14 protein-coding genes are annotated in these 19,777 nt (G+C 71.0%); 6 read left to right on the top strand and 8 right to left on the bottom strand.

The window, feature by feature from the left end:
- Nucleotides 1-96: 96 nt before the first annotated feature.
- Nucleotides 97-1,452 carry a PHB depolymerase family esterase gene (locus AB0C25_RS03405; protein WP_357369139.1) on the bottom strand — a complete coding sequence of 452 codons (1,356 nt, stop codon included), beginning with the start codon at nt 1,450-1,452 and terminating at the stop codon, nt 97-99.
- Nucleotides 1,453-1,897: 445 nt separating this feature from the next.
- Here AB0C25_RS03405 and AB0C25_RS03400 point away from each other — a divergent pair, with 445 nt between their 5' ends.
- Nucleotides 1,898-3,958, top strand: coding sequence for a cellulose binding domain-containing protein (locus tag AB0C25_RS03400; RefSeq protein ID WP_357369137.1), 2,061 nt, complete (start codon nt 1,898-1,900; stop codon nt 3,956-3,958).
- Nucleotides 3,959-4,020: 62 nt separating this feature from the next.
- Here AB0C25_RS03400 and AB0C25_RS03395 read toward each other — a convergent pair whose 3' ends face one another.
- The 4 genes from AB0C25_RS03395 to AB0C25_RS03380 are packed head-to-tail and all read right to left on the bottom strand — an operon-like array spanning nt 4,021 to nt 6,226.
- Nucleotides 4,021-4,494: a hypothetical protein gene (locus AB0C25_RS03395; RefSeq protein ID WP_357369135.1), complete on the bottom strand. Its 474-nt coding sequence runs from the start codon at nt 4,492-4,494 to the stop codon at nt 4,021-4,023.
- Nucleotides 4,495-5,613 (bottom strand): hypothetical protein, encoded by a 1,119-nt coding sequence (locus AB0C25_RS03390; protein WP_357369133.1) that lies wholly within the window; start codon nt 5,611-5,613, stop codon nt 4,495-4,497.
- A 12-nt stretch (nt 5,614-5,625) separates the two neighbouring features.
- Nucleotides 5,626-5,922, bottom strand: a complete 297-nt coding sequence (locus AB0C25_RS03385; RefSeq protein ID WP_357250008.1) for a WXG100 family type VII secretion target — start codon at nt 5,920-5,922, stop codon at nt 5,626-5,628.
- Nucleotides 5,915-6,226, bottom strand: coding sequence for a hypothetical protein (locus AB0C25_RS03380; RefSeq protein ID WP_357369131.1), 312 nt, complete (start codon nt 6,224-6,226; stop codon nt 5,915-5,917). Before AB0C25_RS03380 ends, AB0C25_RS03385 begins: the two co-directional genes overlap by 8 nt.
- A gap of 168 nt (nt 6,227-6,394) precedes the next feature.
- Here AB0C25_RS03380 and AB0C25_RS03375 point away from each other — a divergent pair, with 168 nt between their 5' ends.
- The 3 genes from AB0C25_RS03375 to AB0C25_RS03365 all read left to right on the top strand — a co-directional run bounded on the left by AB0C25_RS03375 (nt 6,395) and on the right by AB0C25_RS03365 (nt 13,520).
- Nucleotides 6,395-8,947 (top strand): serine/threonine-protein kinase, encoded by a 2,553-nt coding sequence (locus tag AB0C25_RS03375; RefSeq protein WP_357369129.1) that lies wholly within the window; start codon nt 6,395-6,397, stop codon nt 8,945-8,947.
- Nucleotides 8,948-8,957: 10 nt separating this feature from the next.
- On the top strand, nt 8,958-13,223 hold the full coding sequence (locus AB0C25_RS03370; protein ID WP_357369127.1) for an FtsK/SpoIIIE domain-containing protein: 4,266 nt from the start codon (nt 8,958-8,960) through the stop codon (nt 13,221-13,223).
- 129 nt (nt 13,224-13,352) lie between these two features.
- Complete coding sequence (locus tag AB0C25_RS03365; RefSeq protein WP_357369125.1) at nt 13,353-13,520, top strand: DUF397 domain-containing protein; 168 nt, start codon at nt 13,353-13,355, stop codon at nt 13,518-13,520.
- 72 nt (nt 13,521-13,592) lie between these two features.
- Here AB0C25_RS03365 and AB0C25_RS03360 read toward each other — a convergent pair whose 3' ends face one another.
- Nucleotides 13,593-16,394, bottom strand: a complete 2,802-nt coding sequence (locus AB0C25_RS03360) for a M14 family zinc carboxypeptidase (RefSeq protein ID WP_357369123.1) — start codon at nt 16,392-16,394, stop codon at nt 13,593-13,595.
- A 128-nt stretch (nt 16,395-16,522) separates the two neighbouring features.
- Here AB0C25_RS03360 and AB0C25_RS03355 point away from each other — a divergent pair, with 128 nt between their 5' ends.
- On the top strand, nt 16,523-16,948 hold the full coding sequence (locus AB0C25_RS03355) for a hypothetical protein (protein ID WP_357369121.1): 426 nt from the start codon (nt 16,523-16,525) through the stop codon (nt 16,946-16,948).
- Here AB0C25_RS03355 and AB0C25_RS03350 read toward each other — a convergent pair.
- The gene (locus tag AB0C25_RS03350) at nt 16,935-18,260 is read right to left on the bottom strand and encodes a glycoside hydrolase family 18 protein (RefSeq protein ID WP_357369119.1); all 1,326 of its coding nucleotides are present in this window, start codon (nt 18,258-18,260) and stop codon (nt 16,935-16,937) included. The genes AB0C25_RS03355 and AB0C25_RS03350 overlap by 14 nt on opposite strands.
- A 146-nt stretch (nt 18,261-18,406) precedes the next feature.
- Between AB0C25_RS03350 and AB0C25_RS03345 the strand changes: the two genes are divergently transcribed.
- On the top strand, nt 18,407-19,291 hold the full coding sequence (locus AB0C25_RS03345; RefSeq protein WP_357369118.1) for a bile acid:sodium symporter family protein: 885 nt from the start codon (nt 18,407-18,409) through the stop codon (nt 19,289-19,291).
- Nucleotides 19,292-19,307: 16 nt separating this feature from the next.
- Here AB0C25_RS03345 and AB0C25_RS03340 read toward each other — a convergent pair whose 3' ends face one another.
- On the bottom strand, nt 19,308-19,727 hold the full coding sequence (locus tag AB0C25_RS03340; RefSeq protein WP_357249976.1) for a PPOX class F420-dependent oxidoreductase: 420 nt from the start codon (nt 19,725-19,727) through the stop codon (nt 19,308-19,310).
- Between the last annotated feature and the right edge of the window lie 50 nt (nt 19,728-19,777).

Here is a 19,777-nt window from a genome sequence, read left to right as displayed (position 1 = left end):
CCCGGCTCGGGACCGTCCCCGAGCCGGGCCGCGCGGCCGGCTGGTCTCACGCCGTGGGCGCGCCCTGCCGGCGCGACCGCCGGAGGACGCCCCGGTTCAGCTGCGGGTCCACCGCTGGCTGTTCCCGCCGTTGCAGGTCGAGAGGACCACCTGGGCGCCGTTGGCGGTGCCGGCGGCGTTCGGTGCGAGGCACAGGCCGGACTGCACGCCGGTGACCGTACCGTCGGTGTTGAGGTTCCACTGCTGGTTGGTGCCACCGTTGCAGTCCCAGATGATCACGCGGGTACCCGACGTGGTCCCCGCGGCCTCGGCATCCAGGCACTTCGTGCCGTACACCTGGAGTTGTCTTCCGGCGGTCGGCGTCCACTGCTGGTTGCTGCCACCGTTGCAGTCCCACAACGCCACCTGGGTGCCGTTCGTCTGTGACCTCGACGGGACGTCCAGGCAGCGGCCCGCGTTGACGTTGCGCAGCGGCCCGGCCGTGCCGCCCGGCGGCGGAGTGGTCGGGTTCGGCGGCGGTGTGGTGGGGGTCGTGGTGTCGAGACCGAGGAACCGGACGGCCTGCGCGGCGTCGAACGGGATGGAGTGGCCGTACCCCTGGAAGCTGATGGCCTCGACAGGTGCCGTGCCGCCGGTGCCTCCGTACCGGGTGCGGGTGGCGCTGGCCTGCGGGGAGTCGGTGTAGGCGGGGGTCTGGGACACGCCCAGGACGTTTGTCCACTGCTTGATCTGCTCGCCGAAGTTGACGTAGCTCAGCGTGGTGTCCGTGGTGCCGTGCCAGATCTGCATCCGGGGGCGTTTGCCGGTGTAGCCGGGGTAGGCGTTGCGCACCAGATCGCCCCACTGTTGCGGGGTCCGGACGATGCGCCCGCCGGAACACTCGCTGTTCCACTCGGCGCCGTTGGTGGTGGCGAAGCAGGCGAACGGAACGCCGGAGGAACTGAACCCGGCGTTGAACAGGTCCGGGTAGAGGCCGGCCATGACGTTCGTCATCATGGCGCCGGAGGAGAACCCACCGACGGAGATCCGGTTGGCGTCGACCGGGTAGCGGCCCCGGACATAGTCGACCATGGACTTGAGGCCGATGGGGTCGCTGCCGCCGTCGCGCCGCAACGCCTGCGGGGAGGAGACGTCCCAGCACTTGCTGCTGCGGGTCACCGACGGGTAGATCACGATGAAGCCGTAGCGGTCGGCCAGGGTGCTGAGCCCGAAGCCGGAGTGCACCGCCGGGCCGCTGCCGGTGCAGTAGTGCAGGGCGAGCAGGAGGGCCGGCTGGGCGGCGACCCGGTCCGGCACGTACAGGTGCATCTGCAGGTTCGTCGGGTTGGTGCCGAAGTTGGTCACCTGGGTGAGCGTCGCGGCCGACGCTGGGGTGGCGACCGTGACCACGGCCGTCATCGTCGCCAGGGCCGTCGCGAGCGCGGCGGCCAGCAGTGCGATCCTCGATTTCATCGGCGCTTCCTCTGGTGCTGGGTCGGGGACTCGGCGGCAGCACGGGGGTGCTCCGGTGGGGTGCGGACGCGCGTCGTCCGCCGCGCGTCGTCGGCGGCCACGGTGAAGTCCTGATGCGACGCCCGCATGCCCGGGGGGCGTCGTGACGCCGAGGCTGACCAGCGGGGGCTCTCCCGGCAACCCGCGAACGCTGTTCGCCTCGACATCGACTGTGAGCGATAACATGCCGTTCGTCAAGCTGTAACGTATGACGTCAGTCGACCGGCCGGCCTTGAGGTTTCCGATCCGGCCATGACATTCTTATGTGTCGATGACCGCCCGCGCGCGGGGCCGATGTCCGTCCAGGGCAACCAGGATCCGGTACGGGTGCTGGGGGACGGGTGCGACGAGCGATGGACCGCCGAGAGCCATCCGTGCACTCATTCCCGCGAAGGAACCCCAGCCCATGCAGAATCGGAAGAGGCGCGCGTCCCTGGTGGCGAGCGCACTGCTCGCCGCGACCGCGCTCGCCGGCATCAACCCACCGGCGGCCAGCGCGGCTCCCGACCCGGTCACGGTGACAGTCAACGCCCGCGCGGGGCTGGCGACCGTGCCCGACACCGCGCTGGGCGTCAACCACGCCATCTGGGACCAGCACCTGGGCACCACGGAGACGTCGGACCTGCTGCGCGACGCCGGTGTGCAGATGATGCGGTACCCCGGCGGCTCGTACGCCGACATCTACCACTGGAAGGACCACACCGCGCCCGGCGGCTACGTCGCGCCCGGAACCGACTTCGACACGTTCATGGCGGCGGCCCAGCGGGTCGGCGCGCAACCAATGATCATCGCGAACTACGGCACCGGTACTCCCGCCGAGGCGGCCGACTGGGTGCGGTACGCCAACGTGACGAAGGGCTACGACGCGCGGTACTGGACCGTCGGCAACGAGAACTACGGCAACGGCCACTACGGGTCGGCCTGGGAGGCGGACGACCACCCGGACAAGAGCGCGGCACAGTACGCGCGCCTGGTCGTCGAGTACGCCGACGCCATGAAGGCGGTCGACCCGAGCGTCAAGGTCGGCGCGGTGCTGACGATGCCGGGCAACTGGCCGGACGCGATCACCGCCGGCAGCGACCCCGGCCCGTGGAACCAGACGGTGCTCTCCCTCGCCGGCCCGAAGATCGACTTCGTGGACGTGCACTGGTACCCGGGCGGCACCGCCGCCGAGTCCCTGGCCCGCACCAACCACATCCCCGACGCGACCTACCTGCTCCGGCAGCAGATCAACAGGTACGCCGGCCCGAACGCCGACCGCATCGGCATCAGCCTCACCGAGCTGAACGTCGACGCCGGCCGGACCACCCAACCGGCCGCGCTCTTCCTGGCCGACGCCTACAGCGAGCTGCTGGCGAACGGCATCTTCACCGTGCACTGGTGGAACGTGCACAATGGCATCGGCACCGTGTCGGAGGTGGCCGGCCAGACCGACTACAACGACTTCGGGATGCTCTCCAGCGGCACCTGCACCGCGGACGGCTCGGTCTGCGAGCCACCACTGAACACACCGTTCGCGCCGTACCACGGGCTGGGCATGATGAAGCTGTTAGCCACGGCCGGCGACCAGTTCATCCGCGCCGGCACCGACGAGCCGCTGGTCAGCGCGCACGCCGTACGCCGGGGCAACGGCGATCTCGCGGTACTGCTGGTCAACAAGGACCCGGACGCGGCGCACGAGGTGGCCATCGACTACGCCGGTTTCACCCCGTCCGGCGCCGCGCCCACCGTCGCCACCCTCACCAACGGCGCCACCGGCATCGCCACCAGCCAGTCCGGCTCCGCGAGCAGTCGGACGCTGCCGGCGTACTCGTTGACGACGCTCGTGCTGCGCCCGGCCGATCCGACCGCCGGCCGCCCATCGCCGCCGGGCCAGCCCACCGCCAGCGACGTCACCGACCGCGCCGCGACGATCTCCTGGCCGGCGGCCACCCCGGGCCGCAGCCCGATCGCCAAGTACGAGGTGCACCGGCAGTACGGCGCGGTCAGCGAGCAGCTCGGCGAGACGACGAGCACCTCGTTCACGGTCGGCAACCTGGTGCCGGGCAGCAGGTACACGGTCAACGTGCTGGCCCGCGACACCGCCGGCCGGGTGTCCTGGGCCTCACCACCGCTCATCTTCGCCAGCGGCAGCCCCGCCGACGGTGCGTGCACCGTCCGCTTCACCACGAACAACGACTGGGGTAACGGCTACATCGGCGGCGTCGAGATCAGCAACAACGGGACCGGCCCGATCAACGGCTGGACGCTCACCTGGACGTGGCCGACCGGCTGGCAGCAGGTGAGCAGCGGTTGGAGCGCCACCTGGGAGCAGACCGGCACCGCCGTACGGGTCACGCCCACCGACGACAACCGGCAGATCGCCGCCGGCGGCAGCGTGAGCGCCGGCTTCGTCGGGGCGTACGGCGGGCCGAACGTGCTGCCCACGGCGTTCACCCTCAACGGCGCCGTCTGCACGACCGGCTGACACTGCCGTGGTCCGGCTGGCCCGTGCGCTCGGGCCAGCGGGCCACGGCGGTCACCGTCTGGTCAGTCCTCGTCGCGGGACCAGTCCCGCGGCGGCACGACGGCGAGCTGGGGCTCGCCACTGATCGGTTCGAGTGCGTGCACGATCCGCAGGTTACCGTCGGCTGCGGCGTCCTCGTCGGTGAGGACTCGGCCACTGCTGCCATCGGTGCTGACCAGGAGCCACCTGTCGGGATAGTGGCTGCCGTCGTCGACAAGCGCCCGAACCCGCAAGGCGCGGACCAGGGCAACGGCCAGCTCCCGTTCCCCCAGACCGGTGGCGTCGGCCAGTTCAGTGTCGCCGATCAGCACCCAGCCGAACTCCTCGTCGTCGTCGGGAGGAGTGAACATGGCGACCGGTCGGGGATCGCCAGGCGATCGGTCCTCGATCCGCCCGACATAGATCGACTCTGGCGCGATCCCATAGCTGTCCGCGAGGAACCGCCGCAGGTCGGCTGCGGGAATCTCACCCTCGAACTGGATCTGGTAAACCAACACCTACCCCCGGTAATCCTTGTGCTGACGGAAGACCTCCATCGCGCGCTCCCGGTGGGCAGGTGTGATGTATGGGTACCTATCCAACTGGGCATTTGCCGCATCGAGGTCGCCACCATACTCGATGTACGTCTTCAATGCCGTGTACTCAAACCGCTCCAACCGCTCGAAGCCGGTCCCGGTCTCGGGAAAGACCGTACCCTTGCCCTCGACGCCGTAGGTGCGGCCGTTCACCACGTAACGACTGCGGTCCGCGTCCCAGGTGGCGAGGCCAGCGGCGATGTCGGCCAGATCCTGCGCGACGTTCGTGCCGGGCAGGACCACCGTGTTGAACGGCTTGGGCGGATTCTTGGGCCGGATGCGGTTGAGGTAGTGCCGGTCATGAACCGGCTTGAGGGGGCCCTTGCCGGCGGGACCGGCGACCGGCCCGGTGACGGGCGCGGCCGTCGAGGTCGGGGTCGGGGTGGTCTGGGAGGCTCCGCCTCCCGACTTCCGCCGCTGCTCGCCCAACGGCGCCGGTCGCGGGATGGCGGCCTGGATGGCCTGGGTGCAGCGGGCAGCGGCCTGCGTGTACCGGTCCTTCGCCTGGAGCGCGGAGGCCCGCGCGCGTTCGCGTTCCGCCTCGCAGAGTCGCGCGTTTCGGGCAATACCGAGAGCCTGTGAACGGACCGGTTCGCGGAGCTGGGCGGCGTACGACTCGTTCAGGCCACGCCAGACCCCTGGTCCGTAGGTGCGCATGCCGGTCAGTCCGCAGAACTGCTGGAGCATGGCCCGGTACTGGCTGTCCGCCGTCATCCCGATCCGCAGTGCGCCGCGCGAGTGCACCTGTAGCTGAGTGAGATCGTTCGCGAACGCCGACAGTGCCTTCGCGCCGGCCAGGTAGGCGTCGGCCAGGGTCTTCGCCGCCCCGGGTAGTCGCCCGAGCTCGCGGTCGACGGTCGTGGCGTAGTCGCCGCGCAGGCTCATGGCACCGCTGTTGGCCGCGACGGACCTGAGCCGCGCGGCGTGCCCGTTGATCTCCGCGGCGCGACGCTGCATGGCGGTCGCCATCGCGGTGATCGAGGCGGGCGTGCCCGGGGTCGGATCGCCGTCGTAGATGCTGAGGACGTGCCAGTCTTCCATGTCGGCCGGTGATCAGCCGTTGATGCCCCCGGCCAGCCTGGCGTCCAGGTCCTGGTGCTCGCGGACGACGCCGACCAGGAACGTGGACATGCCCTCCAGGCCGCCGATCATGTTCTGCGCGCCGGTGGTCCACTGCTGGTAGGAGTCCTGGAAACGACCCGAGGCCAGTTGGGTGCGGAACTCGCTGTTGACCAGTTGGTCGATCATCGACTTCAGGGCGTTCAACTTCTGGGTCATCTCCTCCTGCCCCGTGGTCAAGGTGCGGGCTGCCGACTGGAGCCCCTCGTAACCGACGCTGACGTCACTCATCGATCTTCCCCTTCGCTTGTTGGTTGGTCGACAGCCGACTGCCCAGTGCGCTGTCGAGCTGGGCGTGGCCGGTGACCACGCCGTCGAGCCGGTCCGCGACGGCCGTCACTGCGGCCACCAGGCCGGTCTCGTGCTGGATCGCGGCCTTGGTGAGATCGTGGAGGGCCAGGTCGACGTCGCGGGAGCCGGTCGTCGTCTGCTGGCCGGTCTGCTGGCGGGTCGACTCCAGCCCGGAGCGCACACCTGTCAGTTGCTGCACGGCCTGGAGGACTGCGTCCCTGTCGAAGCCGAACCCGGTCGCCATCGCCCGTGCCCTCCTGAAAGTCGCGCCTTCCCCGGTCGAACCCAGCCCCATCGCCCGCCGTATCAGGCGCGAGACGTCGATCCGCTCCTATGTGGACGGACAACGCAGCGCTATCGGCCGGAGTATGGTTCGCACCGACTGTAATGCCCGACGGCAAGGAGCGCGAAGGTGCCGAATCCACAGTCGCCGCACCAGCTCATCGCGGGGCGTTACCGGTTGGAGAGTGTCCTCGGCCGGGGTGGCATGGGGGTGGTCTGGCGGGCGACCGACGAGCTGATGGGCCGCACTGTGGCGGTCAAGGAGGTCCGCGTACCCCTCGGGCTTCCGACCGAGGAGCGTCAGCGGTTCGCGGAGCGGGCGCTGCGCGAGGCCCGCAGCGCGGGGCGCATCAACCACCCGGCGGTCGTGGCGATCCACGACGTGGTGCCGGCCAGCGGTGACGACGAGGCCGTTTACCTCGTGACGGAGCTGGTGGACGCCCCGACGCTTGCCGATCTCCTCGACCGGGATGGGGCGTTGCCGCCGGATCGGGTGACGGCCATCGCGGTTCGTGTGCTGGACGCGTTGACGGCCGCGCACTCGGTCGGTGTGGTGCACCGGGACGTCAAGCCGTGCAACATCATGGTGCTTCCGGGTGACCAGGTGAAGCTGCTCGACTTCGGCATTGCGCACGCGGCGGGGGACACCCGCCTGACCCGCCAGGGGATGATGGGGTCGACGGGTTACCTCGCTCCGGAGCTGTTCCATGGCGACGACCCCACGCCGGCGGCTGATCTGTGGTCGGTGGGTGTGACGCTTGCCCAGGCCGTGACCGGTGAGCTTCCGTTCGAGGGCGCGTCGACCGCGGCCACCCTGCACGCGGTCCTCTACGACGACCTGCCGGCCATCCAGTGTGGAGAGCCGCTGGCCACGGTGATCGCCGGTCTGCTCACCCGCGACGCGACACAACGGCTCACCGTCGAGCAGGCCCGTGACCTCCTGGACGCCCCGGTCGGCGCGGGCGCACCCGGGCGGCGCGACAGCCACGCCGCAATCGGGGAGCCCGACCAGCGCGGCCCTGCCCGCCCTGCCCCCGAGCCGGCGGGCGAATCCTGGGAGCGGCACGCCACGACCGTGCAGCCGGCGGGGCCCACGCCTCCTCGGCAACGTCCGGTCCCGGCCGCGCCCGACACGCCATCGACCGAGCAGCCGGCAGTCAACTTCCTCGCCGAGGTGCCGAGGGCAACAGTCATCGTCAACATCATCACCCGGTTCGTCGTCGTGGGCCTCGTCCTGTGGGTGGCCGGCCTGCTCGCCAGCCTGCTGCTGATGACCGGCCGACCCGACTGGACGCTGTTCCCCGCGATCCTCCTGCCGCTGCTGGCAGGGGCCGGGCTGTTGGTGAGCATCGTCAGCCCACCGCACGGCTGGGTCCAGCTGACCGCCCGCGCGATGCGGATGCACTTCCGGCGGCGGGAGCCGACGCATCTGCTCTGGGAGCACGTCGCCGCCATCACGGTCGGGTCCGGTGCCGGCCGGTCCGCCACGCGCTCCAGGCTCGGCATCGAGCTGACGCCGGACGCGCCGCCGGACACGATCAACCGCTGGAAAGCCCGCGGGGTGCTGCGCGAGCAGGACGGCGGTGGGCCGGTCTGGATCGTCGGCGACCTCGACACCAGCCCTTCGGTGCTGGTCGACGAGCTAGGCGCCGTCGCCCCCGAACAGGTCCGAATCGTCGGCCCGACCGACGAGGTGCCGGGCGGGTCCACCCGAGCCTTCCTGCCGCTCGGCCGACGATGGCCGTACCCGGTGCTGTCCTGCCTGCTCTTGGTCGCCCTCGTCGTGACCGGCCACGTCTTCGTGCGGCAGACTCGATCGGCGATGGTGGAGCTCGACGCCGATCGGGTCAGCACGCTGGCGTTCAGCCCGGACGGCGCCACACTCGTCAGCGCTGAGGATGAGACGTCCAGCATCACCTTCTGGGATGTCGCCGACCGGACGGCGACGGCCACCGTTCCCGCGCACACCAGAGGCATCGAGGTGCTCAGGTTCAGCCCGGACGGAAAGACGCTCGCCAGCGGCGGGCACGACGGCGTGGTCAAGCTCTGGGACGTCGCCAGCCGACAGAACACGGCCAACCTCACGTTCGGCAACTACGGCAGCGTCGACCACGTGGTGTTCTCACCCCAGGGTGACAGCATCGCCGTCCTCGGCGGGTTGCGGGTCATGATGTGGCGCCTGTCCTCCCCGAACGCGCGCGTCGATCTTCCCGTCGAGCCGGAGGCTGAGCCGCCCACCTTCGACGAGCTCCGCTTCAACCAGGACGGGCAACTGCTCGTGGCCTTCAACTACCGGGGGGAGCTGCGGGCCTGGGAGACCGCCAGTGGTCGCCAGACCTCCCAGGTTGCCGGGCCCACCGCGCCGTGGGCGCAGACCACCCGCGATTCGAAGGTGCTACTCCGCACGCCCGGGTCCAACCAGGTCGTGACCACCCTGGTCGGTGACACGAGTGGGTCTTTCGGTTCCACCGCCTTCGGCCCGGGAGACCTTCTCGTGGCTGCCTCGGTGGGCGACATCCGGATCTGGCACACCACGACCGGCCGCACCGCACACGTGTACAAGCCACGAGTTGTCCCCAGCCAGAGGGTGCCGGAATCGGTGGTGGCAATCAGCTCCGCCGGCACCGTCGCACTCGGCGGCTATTCGGGACTGTGGCTGTGGACGTACGACTCGGGCCGCTGAGACACCAGCCATGATCCTGCGCCTGACGGTTTGGGAAGTCGGCACCGGGACCACACGTGACGTCGAGGTGATCGCCGCGCCGACCAGTAGCGTGCGGTCGGTGCTCGCGGCGCTGCCCGTCGCCGTGGCGGGTCGCCGCTGCTTCGTCGGGGCGGTCCCGTTGGACCCGACCGCCACCCTGGCCGACAGTCCGCTGCTCCGGGGCTCGGTGATCAGCGTGGGCGGGCCCGGGCCGGTCGGGCGCCTGGCCACGGACGGCGCGGTGGGCGTGCTGGAGGTGGTGGGCGGCCCGGACGCCGGCCTGGCCGTCGCGCTGCGGGCCGGGGTCCACCCGATCGCCCGCAGGTCCAGCGCGGCACTGCCGCTCCGCGACACGGACGTCTCCCGGGACACGCATGCCCTGTTGGAGGTGTCCCCGGACGGCACCGCCACCGTCACCGACAGCGGCTCGAGCAACGGTACGTACGTCGACGGCGTGCGGATCGCCGAGCGGGCCATCGTCGCGCCGACCACTGTGCTCCAGATCGGCGGCAACGAGCTGTGGTGGACTCCGGTGCCGGTCGGTGCGCGGCGGCTCGTCCGCGCCCCGGACGGTCGACTGGACTTCGACCGCGCCTTCGCGCGGGCCCCGGTGGTCCCGAGCATCGAGGTCACCCTGCCGACCCGGCACACCGTTACCCGGGGGCCCATGGCGGCGACGTTCCTCCTGGGCGCGGCGGCATCCGTCCTGGCAGCCGTGCTCACCCAGACCCCCATCCTGCTGCTCGGCGCGGCAGTCTCCATCGCCGGGCTCGTCGTGCACCAGGTCGCGCAGAACAGGCAGGACCGGGAGCGTGCGGCCGAGTTCGCCGAGGCGCGGCAGGTCGTCGAAGCGGCATTCCGCACCCAGGTGACCGCCGAGCAGCAGGCACGCGAGGCGCTCGCTCCGAGCCGCGCCGAGGTCGTCGACATCGCCAGAGGAGCCCGGGCCGATCTGTGGACGCGCCGGGTGGACTCCCCGCACGCGCTGGCGCTGCGCGTCGGCGTCGCCGACGAGCCAGCATCGGTGACGGTACGTGGTGAGCCCTGGCCGGATTTCCAGCCGCCGAAGCTGTCAGCCGTCCCGGTCACCGTGGACCTGCGTGCCGTCGGGGTGCTCGGTGTGACCGGGGAAGACGAGCCGGTGCACGCCGTCCTGCGGTGGCTGCTGCTCCAGTTGGCCACCCTGCGCGGCCCCGACGACCTGCGGATGGTGCTGCTCAGCGCCGATCAGGGGGGCCGTCTGGCCTGGGCGCGTTGGCTGCCGCACGTCGACGCGGGGGACACGGCGACGTACTCCTGCCGGATCGGCAACACGACCGCGACCCGGGCCGACCGGGTACGGGAGCTGCGTACCGTCATCGCGACGCGGCGTGCCGAACGCGGCCCGCAGCAGTTCGACGACGTGATCGTCGTCCTCGACGGCGCGTTGGCGCTGCGGGACCTGTCCGGCATGGACGAGGTGCTGCGCGACGGGCCGGCGGTCGGGGTGTACCTGATCTGCGCCGACCGGCACAGCATGAACGAGTGCCGGGGTCTGATCGAGACGGCGGGCGACTCGGCACAGCTCACCCGCAGTCCGGACGGCCCGGCGGTGACGGTCTGGGTGGACCGGTTCGACGCGACGACCGCCGAGCGGCTGGCGCGGGCGTTGGCGCCGATGCGCGACCGGGCCACACTCGGGGCGGCCCAGCAGGCCATCCCGGGGGCGGTGCGCCTGCTCGACCTCCTGGACCTCGGTGCGCCCAGCGGCGACGATGTCCGCGCGCTCTGGGAGCGGGGGCGGGGTCCACGGACCCGCGTCGTGCTCGGCGCGGACGAGACCGGGCCGGTGTACGTCGATCTCGCCGACCAGGGACCGCACACCATGTTGGGCGGCGCGACCGGCGCCGGCAAGAGCATCCTGCTGCAGACCCTGGTCACGTCGCTGCTGTTGGCGAACCGGCCGGACGAGCTCAACCTGGTGCTTGTCGACTTCAAGGGCGGCAGCGCCTTCCTGCCCTTCGAACGGTGCCCGCACGTCGTCGCGCTCATCCGCTCCACCGGCGAGACTGCCGGCGACGTGTTCGACGACGCGGCGGCGGCCCGGGTGCTCGCCTCGATCCGGGCGGAGGTGAGCCGCCGGGAGTCCCTGCTGGCCCGGTACGACGGGGAGATCGACAGGTACTGGCAGAGGCGCCTGGCGGGGGCGGATCTGCCGCCGCTGCCCCGACTGGTGATGATCTTCGACGAGTTCGGTCGGGTGCTGGACGCCGTACCCGACTTCGTCAAGGAGTTGGTAAACGTCGCCGCGAAGGGGCGGTCGCTCGGGATGCACCTCGTGCTGGCCACGCAGTCGTTGCAGGGCAAGCTTTCGCCCGAGTTGAAGAACAACGTGTCGCTGCGGATCAGTCTTCGCCAGAACGAGCCGGCGGACAGCACCGAGGTGCTCGGAGTCCCCGACGCCGCCACCATCCCGGGCGCGTTGCGCGGCCGTGGCCTGATCCTGTGCACCACTGCGGAGTCCCGGATCCCGCAACCGTTCCAATCCGGCTACCTCGGCGACCCCCCGCCGAGCGGTGGGGCCACCCCGGCCGTCGTCCGCGTCCTGAGCCCGACGGACCTCGGCACCCCTCGCCCCCGCGCGGCACCCACCGGGGGAGCGGGACCCACCGACCAGGACCGCACCATCGGCGCGATCGAGGACGCCGCGGATCGGTCCGGGCTGTCGGCGCCCTTCCGGCCGATCCTGCCCCCGCTGCCGGCCACCCTGACGGTGGACGAGTTGCCGTCGCGATGGACCGCCGCCGCGCCGGCGACCGCCGTACCCTTCGGCCTGGCCGACGACCCGGCACGCCAGGCGCAACCGGCGGACTTCCTCGACCTGGCCGGAGTCGACCGCCTGCTCGTCGCCGGTGGCCCGCAGTCCGGCCGAACGACAATGGCCCGCACCCTGATCACCGGCCTGGCCGCCCGCTTCCGACCCGACCAGGCCCACCTGTACGTCGTGGAACGGCACCCGGCGGGCCTGGCCGAGTACGCGGCGTTGCCGCACTGCGGCGGGGTCTTCTCCGCGGCGGAGCCCGACCGGATCCGTCGCCTGGTCACCTGGCTGGCCGAGGAGGTCCAACGCCGCGCCGGCAACGCGCCCCCGGCGGGCGAGGCACGGCCGCACATCGTGGTCGTCGTCGACGGCTGGGAGCACTTCGAGGATCACAGCGACCCCGCGTTCGTCGAGACGTCCCTGCTCGCCACCCTGCGCGGCGTCATCACCGCGGGCGCTCCGCTCGGGGTGCACGTCGTGCCGTTCGGTGGTCAGGACATGCTCAACCACCGGCTGCCGACCCTCTACAACCGGCGGCTGCTCCTGCCGTTTCCCAAGGAGGAGACCCGGCGGATGCAGTTGCAGACCGGCATGACCAGCCCGCCCGCCCTCCCCGGCCGGGCCATCGACGCCGGCAGTGGGCGACACGTGCAGGTGTGCCTACCGACGCGATCCGGCAACGCCGACGCCGTCGAGCCGCACGCCACACCCGCGCACCGGCTGCCCCGGCGGTTCCCAGCCCTGCCCGCGTGCGTCGACCTGGCCGCACTCGGACCGAGCGCCGACACCGGGGCACTGTCCACCTGGATACCGCTGGGCGTCGGCGGGCCGGACAACACCACCGTGGGCATCGACCTGTTCCACGCCGACTCCCACCTGTTGCTGATCTCCGGTGCTGCTGGCACGGGCCGCACCACCGCGGCGGCCACGGTGGTGCACGCGCTGCGGCGGCGGGGGATCGGCGTACTCGTCGTCGCCCCACTCCAGTCCCCGTTGCCGAGGCTGCTCCCCGACGACGTCGGGCTTCGGGTGCTCACCGGTGTCACGTTCAAGGACAGCGACCTGCGCGAGGCCGTCGCCGGGTTCGGCGACGAGCCGTACGCGGTGGTCGTCGACGACGTCGACCGGATCGCCGTGCTCCCCAGCGAACAGGGCTTCGCGAGCAGCCCCACACTGCTGGACGACATCAGCAGCCCCGCGGCTCGCGGGCGGCGGGCACTTGTCGTCACCGCGGACGCGGCCCCTCTGCTGACCGGTTTCCCCAGCCCGCTCACCCGTCTGGTCAACGCGATCGTGATGGCGGGGACACGTCTCGTGCTGGTCCCAAGCAACAGGTCGGCGGCGGTGGCCCACAACATCACTCTCGAACCCGACCAGTACCTGAGCGGTCCGCCCGGTCGGGGCTACCTCGCGGCCGGCCGTACACCGGTGCTGGTGCAGGTGGCCGCACCCTAGGACCGGCGGGGCCTCCAGCCGCCCGGCGCTGGTGGCGCCCCCTGCGGCGCAGAATCGGCAAGGTCGACTCGGCTTTCCGGAAGTCGGGGTGTCCAAGGGCCGCCGACACCCCGACTTCCGGAAAGCCGAGTGGATCAACCAACTTCCGGCCGCGCCGATGGTAACTGCGTCGAGGTTGTGGACAACGTGCCTGGCATCGTCGGCGTGCGGGACTCCAAGGACCCCGCCGGGCCGGCTCTGCTCTTCGGGCCGGTGGCCTGGCGGGCATTCGTCACCGAGGTCGCCCGGCGGTCGTAACCGACCCTGCACACACACCGAAGCGCCCGCCCCCGAGAGCACGGGGACGGGCGCTTCCGCTGTGCGGGATCGTCAGCCGACCACCGACCGCAGCGGCACCTGGGCGTCGCGGAGCGCGCGTACCAGATCGCTCGCGAACGGGTGTTCGTCGACCTGGAGGCCCTGCGGGTTGGGGATCACGACGTACACCGAGGTGTCCTTCGCGGACGTCCTCGCGTCGTTCGTGAAGCGTTCGACGATGGCCTGGGCGCGCGGCAGGTCACTGGCCGCGACCTCGACGGTGATCGGCCGCCACCCGCCGCCGAGGTCCGGCGTGACCGGCGCGGCGGCGGCGCTGGCGCGCGCCGGCTCGACCCCGGCGGAGCGCCGGGCGTCCGGCGCGCCCGCCGGGTAGAGCAGCGCGTTGGCCACCAGGTGCAGGCCACTCTCGTTGTACGCCCGGAAGAGCGGATTGAACGCGAACAGCACCGCCCGGCCGGCGCCGGTCGGCTCGTCGACCACTGCCGTCGTGCCCTTCAGGGCGTCCGCGCCGACGGTGTAGCCGTTGGCCCAGAACGTGTCACCCGTCGGGTAGCTGAGCACGTTCGTGCCGGTGGTGCTCGGGTTGAGGATCGGGTCGCTGTTGTTGAACTCGAAGTCCTCCGCCGGGCGGCCCAGGGCGACCGGGTTGTCGGTGTCCACGTCGACCCGCAGGTGCGAGCCGATCACCAGGTAGTCGGCCGGCTTGGTCTTCTCGGTGGTGGAGGTGAGCCCGGCGGCGCGGGCCAGCCGGGTGCCCTCGTTGCGCAGCCCGACGTAGGTGTGGCCCTGGGCGATCCAGGCGCGCAGGTTGGCCTGGCCGGCGGGGGTCAGACCGCCGGTCGCGCTGCTGCCGTCCGGCACGAGCAGCACGGTACGACCGGTGAACGCCTCGGTGTTGTCGTTGATGTCGGCAGTGGTGACCGGGGTGAGGTCGAGCCCCCACCGCTTGCCGAGCACGTAGCGGGCTTCCCCGTGCGAGCCGGCGGTGGTGGAGATGCCGGTGCCCTGGAACAGTCCGACATCGGGCAGGGCCAGGCTGGTGCCGGCGGGCCGCCCGCCCGGGGTCAGGGTCACCCCGAACGACTCGGCCAGCTCGTCGACAGTGCGGCTCAGCTTGGTCGCCGGGATGGCGACCCGGCTGGTCTTCAGGTCACGAACCAGCGGTACGCCGCGTCCGAGCAGGCTGAACGTCAGCTCCGCGGCGGCTGCCGAGTCGAGCGGGTACGTGTACGAGCCCCACGGCCACGCCGGGGCGGTCCGGCCGCCGGAGATCGCGCGGACGAGCTGGGCCTTCGGTCGGACGTTGTCGCCGGTGTAGATGGTGGAGACACCCATCAGCAGCGGGTTGCTCCAGGACGACACGTCGTAGAAGTAGGGGAACGGCGTGTACGGATCCTCGCCCATGACGGCCTGGATCCAGTGCTTCTGCGGCTGGTCCATCGGAATCCAGTACGCGCCCTTGGGCACTGTCACGTTCGTGGCGCTGCGCCCGCCGAAGACCCGCGCGGTGGGGACCCGGGTCGCCTTCTGCACCTCGTACACCTCGACGTCCATCCGGCGCAGCCGCTCGACGAGTTGGCGGACGTCGGCGAGTTGCCGGTCGGGCAGCAGGAAGTACGAGCGGATCGTGATGTCGGGCACCGGGAACTGGACCTCGTTGGTGGGCTGCACCACCTCGTTCGGTTCGAGGGTGCCCGCCCGGCCCTGGGCGAGCGCGTCGGTCCAGATGTCGAAGTAGCCGTCGAGCACCTCGCGCTTGTTGGCGGCGGCCCAGCCCAACGTCGACCACTGGGTGTGGAACTGCTGCTGCACCCGGTCGGCGACCGCCGACGCGCTGCCCTTCTCGTACGTCATGCCGGCCGCGCCGAAGCCGGTGGTCGGCACGGTGTCGCCGTAACCCATGAAGAACATGTCGTACGTGTCGTAGTTGAAATAACACTCGGTGAAGGCGGTGTCGTCACAGGCGCCGTTGTAGCCGAAGCCAGCCTTGTTGGCCTCGCCGATCCGGTTGATCCAGTCCACCGCCTCGCCGGCGATCTCGTGGTGGATCGGGTCGGCGTTGGGCGGGAAGAAGTACTGCTTGCCACCCATCTCGTGGGCGTCGACGAACACCTGCGGCGGGTAGCGGCGCAGCAGCTCGAGTTTGCCGTCGGTCTCCTGCTGGGTGCGGGCGAACCAGTCCCGGTTCAGGTCGAAGCCGAACTCGTTCTGCCGCCGGGTCGCGTCGCGGCCGTCCGGGTTCTGGGTCGGCACGATGACGGTGACCAGGTTGTCGTTGCGCCGGGCGACCTCGCAGGACAGACCCGCCGCCAACTCGTACAGCGTCTTGAGGGCCGCGTCGGTGCCGCTCTTCTCGCCGCCGTGCACGTTCGCGGTGACCCAGACGATGGCCGGGCTGTCCTTCGCCGTGCGGGCGGCCGTTCGCGCGCTGGTCCGACGGGGATCACGCAGGTCCCGTACGTCGTCGGCGATCCGGCGCAGCGCGGCGGGCCGCACGTGGCGCTCGTTGGACACCACCGCGTACGGCAGGGGTTGCCCGGCCACGCTGGTGGCCAGCACCCCGGTGACGACCCGGTCGGAGGCGCTGTCCACCGCCCCGAGGTAGGTACGGACCTCCTCGTTGGTGACGACCCGCTCCTGACCCACGCCGAGCGGGAACCCGAACACGGCCTCCGGGGCGGGCACGGTGCTCAGGCGTGCGGTCGGGTCGTCGCTGCAGGTGGACGGGCGGGCGGCGCTCGCGGCCGAGGTGCCGCCGAGCAGGGGAGTCAGGCCGAGCAGGAGCGCGATCGTGGCGGCACTCGCCAGCCGCTTCGGGGGGACCGTCCAGAACGGGCGCGTCGATGGGGACATGTGTCGTGTTTCCCTTCTCGGGAACAGCCTCGCAGTGGCCGGAGCCTATGAACGGGCCGACACGACGGTCAAGGGTTGATCGACACTGTTCACTACTCGGCGTGCCGGACCGGATGCGGACTGGCAGGATGACGGGTGGATTCATCGTCGTCTGGAAGGAGCAGGCCGTGTCGGAGATGATCGCGCTCTCGGTCCATCCGGATTCTCCGTCCGCCGATGCACGGCGGTCGCTGGCGTCCTGGCTGCGCGCCGAGGACCGGCTGCGCGGCGGGGTGACCTCGCCGCCGGCCGGTGGGCCGCCGGCCGACGGCACGGACTCGCTGCGGGTGGCTGTCGACGACGCGGGCGGCGCCATGGTGCTGGTGCAGGCGGTCGCCGGCTGGCTCGTCCACCGACGTGAGGACGTGACGGTGCGGCTGGCCCGGCCCGACGGTTGGACGGCCGAGGTGGACGTACACCGGGCTCGCGACATGGATCAGGTGACCGCGCTCATCGAGGCGGCGGTGGGCGCGGTCACCTCTGAGAAGGGGCGGGAGACCTCTACCAGGTCGTGAGGCCGATGCCGATGGTCCTGGTCAACGTGGCGTTGTCGTCGTCGCCGTCCAGCGACCAGATCATCGCGCCGGCCAGGCCGGACCGGCGGATGTAGAGCGTCTTCTGCAACACGACCGCCGGATCGTCGTACGTCCAGAACGTCGTACCGTCGAAGAGCCAGGCGTGCCCGGCGCGCAGGTCGCGGTGCACGGCGTAGCCGTTGCCGGCCAGGGTCTTGAGGTTCTTGTAGTCCTCGTAGCCGGCCTCGAAGGTGGCCGGCGCCGGCCCGGTGGCCGGCCCGAAGAGGCCGTTGCCGCCGCCGGTGACGCCGGTCCAACCGCGACCGTAGTACGGGATGCCGAGCACGAGCTTGTCGCGCGGCGCGCCCCGGGCGATCCAGCCGTCGATGGCCACCTCGACGGAGAAGTCCGGGTTGTCCGGCGATCCCGCCGGTACGCGCAGCGCCGACTGCTGGTTGGCCACCGCCTCCCAGCCGCCGTGGAAGTCGTAGCCCTGCACGGTGGCGAAGTCCAGGTACTTGAAGATCTTGCGACCCTCGTAGCCGGCGTCCATGGTGGCCGGGTTGGCCGGCAGGAACGCGGTCAGCGGGTGGTGCGTCCGGGTCGTGCGCCCGTACGCGTCGAGCTGCCGGCGGAACTCGGCCAGCAGCTTGGTGAAGTTCTCCCGGTCCTCCGGGCGGATGACGTTGCCGGGCTCGCCGTCCCAGTTGGGCCACTCCCAGTCCAGGTCGATGCCGTCGAAGACGCCGGCGGCGGCGCCCGGGGCGCCCGGCAGGTTGCCCCTGAGGTAGAGGTCGACGCAGGACGCGACGAACGCCTTGCGGGAGGCGTCGGTGCGGGCGGCGTTGGAGAAGTACGTCGACCAGCTCCAGCCGCCCAGCGAGATCAGCACCTGGAGCTTGGGGTGCTTGGCCTTCAGCTTGGCGAGCTGGCCGAAGTTGCCGTTGAGCGCCTGCCCCGGGGCGTCCGCGACGCCGTCGACGCTCTCCTCCGCCGGGACGGGACGCTGGTAGTCGGCCCAGGCGTCGCCCTCGCCCGGCCCGCCGTCCAGGTAGCAGCGGCCGTCCTCGCTGACGTTGCCGAAGGCGTAGTTGACGTGGGTGAGGCGGCTCGCCGCCCCGGAGGTGTCGAGCTTCTTGACCGGGAAGGCCCGGCCGTAGATGCCCCACTGGGTGAAGTAGCCGACCCGGTGGTAGCCGACGCGGCGCTGCTGGTGGTCGCCGGCACTGGCGGCGGGAGGCGGGGTGGCGGTGATCAGCAGGGTCGCCAGGGCGACGACGGCGGTGACACGGCGGTGGCGGAATGGTCGCATCGGCACACTCCCACGACGGTTGGCGCACAATTAGTTAAGACACTTATCTGATTGATGAAGTTAAGCCGATCACACTCCACGGTCAAGAGTCGACCGGCCACACGGGGGATTGTTAACGCGTTACCGGCTGGTAACGATGTTGTGCCATGGACTCCGCCCTGACCCTGATCGGTCTGCCCATCGCCCTCGGCATCATCATGCTCGGTCTGGGTCTCGGCCTGACCAGCACGGACTTCCGTCGGGTGGCCCAGCACCCACGCGCCGCCGTCATCGCGCTGGTGTGCCAGGTGCTGGTGCTGCCGGCGCTCTGCTTCGGCCTGGTCCTCGCGTTCGACCTGGCACCGGAGTTGGCCGTCGGAATGATGCTGCTGGCCGCCTCACCGGGCGGCACGACGGCCAACCTCTACAGCCACCTGTTCGGTGGGCACGTGGCCCTGAACATCACCCTGACCGCACTCAACTCGGTGCTCGCCGTGGTCACCCTGCCGATCCTGGTCAACCTGTCGGCCGCGTACTTCCTGCCCGACGGGCGGAGCATCGGACTGCAGTTCGACAAGGTGGTGCAGGTCTTCGCCATCGTGCTCGTCCCGGTCGCGATCGGCATGCTGATCCGCGCCCGGGTGCCACACGCCGCCGAACGGCTGAACCGTCCGATCCGGATCCTCTCCGTCGTCGTCCTCGTCGCCGTCATCGCCGGCGCCGTCCTCGGCGAGCGGGAGAACATCGCCGACTACTTCGTCTCCGTCGGCCTGGCCGTGCTCGCGTTCAACCTGCTGAGCCTCGCGATCGGGTACGGGGTGCCGCGGCTCGCCGGGGTGGACCGGCCAGCCGCGACGGCCGCCGGGTTCGAGATCGGCATCCACAACAGCACCCTGGCCATCACGATCGCGCTCAGCCCGGCGTTGCTCGACAGCACCCAGATGGCGATCCCGGGTGCCGTCTACGGCATCGTCATGTTCTTCACCGCGGCGGCCTTCGGCTACCTGGTGACCCGCACCGCCACCCGGTCCGCCGCCAGCCTCACCCCCTGATGCGCGGCGTCAGCCGTCAGCCGACCTGGTCGTTGTCCTTGAGCGAACCCCAACCGTGCCAGCGGTCGATCTCGATCAGGGCACTGACCCGGGCGCGCTCACGTCGCGGGTACGCGTTGCCCGTGTAGTGCAGGGACAGCCTGTCGATGTCCGCCAGATCCTCGTCGGCGCGCAACTCGGCGACGTGCCCGACGATGCTGACATGGGTGTACCAGCCGGCCTCGTCGAGCACGGTCAGGGACACCCGTGGGTCGTTGCGGATGTGCTGCAACCGGCGGCGGCTCTCGTCCAGGTTCACCAGGATCCGGCCGTCCTCCCACAGGTACCAGGTGGCGGCGGACACCGGCTGACCACCGTTGCGAAGCGTGGTCATCACGGCCGGGTTCGGCTTCCGGAGCATGGCGATCGCGGCCTCGGGAAGCGGTGGCTTGGACATGCAGTCTCCTCGTCGGGTCGGCGTTTACCCCTGCACGTTACGCACCCGCG

It is taken from the genome of Micromonospora sp. NPDC048839, from assembly GCF_040649915.1.
GTDB lineage: Bacteria > Actinomycetota > Actinomycetes > Mycobacteriales > Micromonosporaceae > Micromonospora.
The sequence above is the reverse complement of the archived record's forward strand: the minus strand, read 5'-3'. Positions and strand labels throughout refer to the sequence as shown.

What these genes read in the sequence shown, in the direction of transcription:
- AB0C25_RS03385 (WP_357250008.1), bottom strand. Translation starts at nt 5,922, where the DNA reads ATGAGTGACGTCAGCGTCGGTTACGAGGGGCTCCAGTCGGCAGCCCGC.
- AB0C25_RS03405 (WP_357369139.1), bottom strand. Translation starts at nt 1,452, where the DNA reads ATGAAATCGAGGATCGCACTGCTGGCCGCCGCGCTCGCGACGGCCCTG.
- AB0C25_RS03345 (WP_357369118.1), top strand. Translation starts at nt 18,407, where the DNA reads ATGGACTCCGCCCTGACCCTGATCGGTCTGCCCATCGCCCTCGGCATC.
- AB0C25_RS03380 (WP_357369131.1), bottom strand. Translation starts at nt 6,226, where the DNA reads ATGGCGACCGGGTTCGGCTTCGACAGGGACGCAGTCCTCCAGGCCGTG.
- AB0C25_RS03340 (WP_357249976.1), bottom strand. Translation starts at nt 19,727, where the DNA reads ATGTCCAAGCCACCGCTTCCCGAGGCCGCGATCGCCATGCTCCGGAAG.
- AB0C25_RS03400 (WP_357369137.1), top strand. Translation starts at nt 1,898, where the DNA reads ATGCAGAATCGGAAGAGGCGCGCGTCCCTGGTGGCGAGCGCACTGCTC.
- AB0C25_RS03360 (WP_357369123.1), bottom strand. Translation starts at nt 16,394, where the DNA reads ATGTCCCCATCGACGCGCCCGTTCTGGACGGTCCCCCCGAAGCGGCTG.
- AB0C25_RS03390 (WP_357369133.1), bottom strand. Translation starts at nt 5,613, where the DNA reads ATGGAAGACTGGCACGTCCTCAGCATCTACGACGGCGATCCGACCCCG.
- AB0C25_RS03355 (WP_357369121.1), top strand. Translation starts at nt 16,523, where the DNA reads ATGACGGGTGGATTCATCGTCGTCTGGAAGGAGCAGGCCGTGTCGGAG.
- AB0C25_RS03350 (WP_357369119.1), bottom strand. Translation starts at nt 18,260, where the DNA reads ATGCGACCATTCCGCCACCGCCGTGTCACCGCCGTCGTCGCCCTGGCG.
- AB0C25_RS03370 (WP_357369127.1), top strand. Translation starts at nt 8,958, where the DNA reads ATGATCCTGCGCCTGACGGTTTGGGAAGTCGGCACCGGGACCACACGT.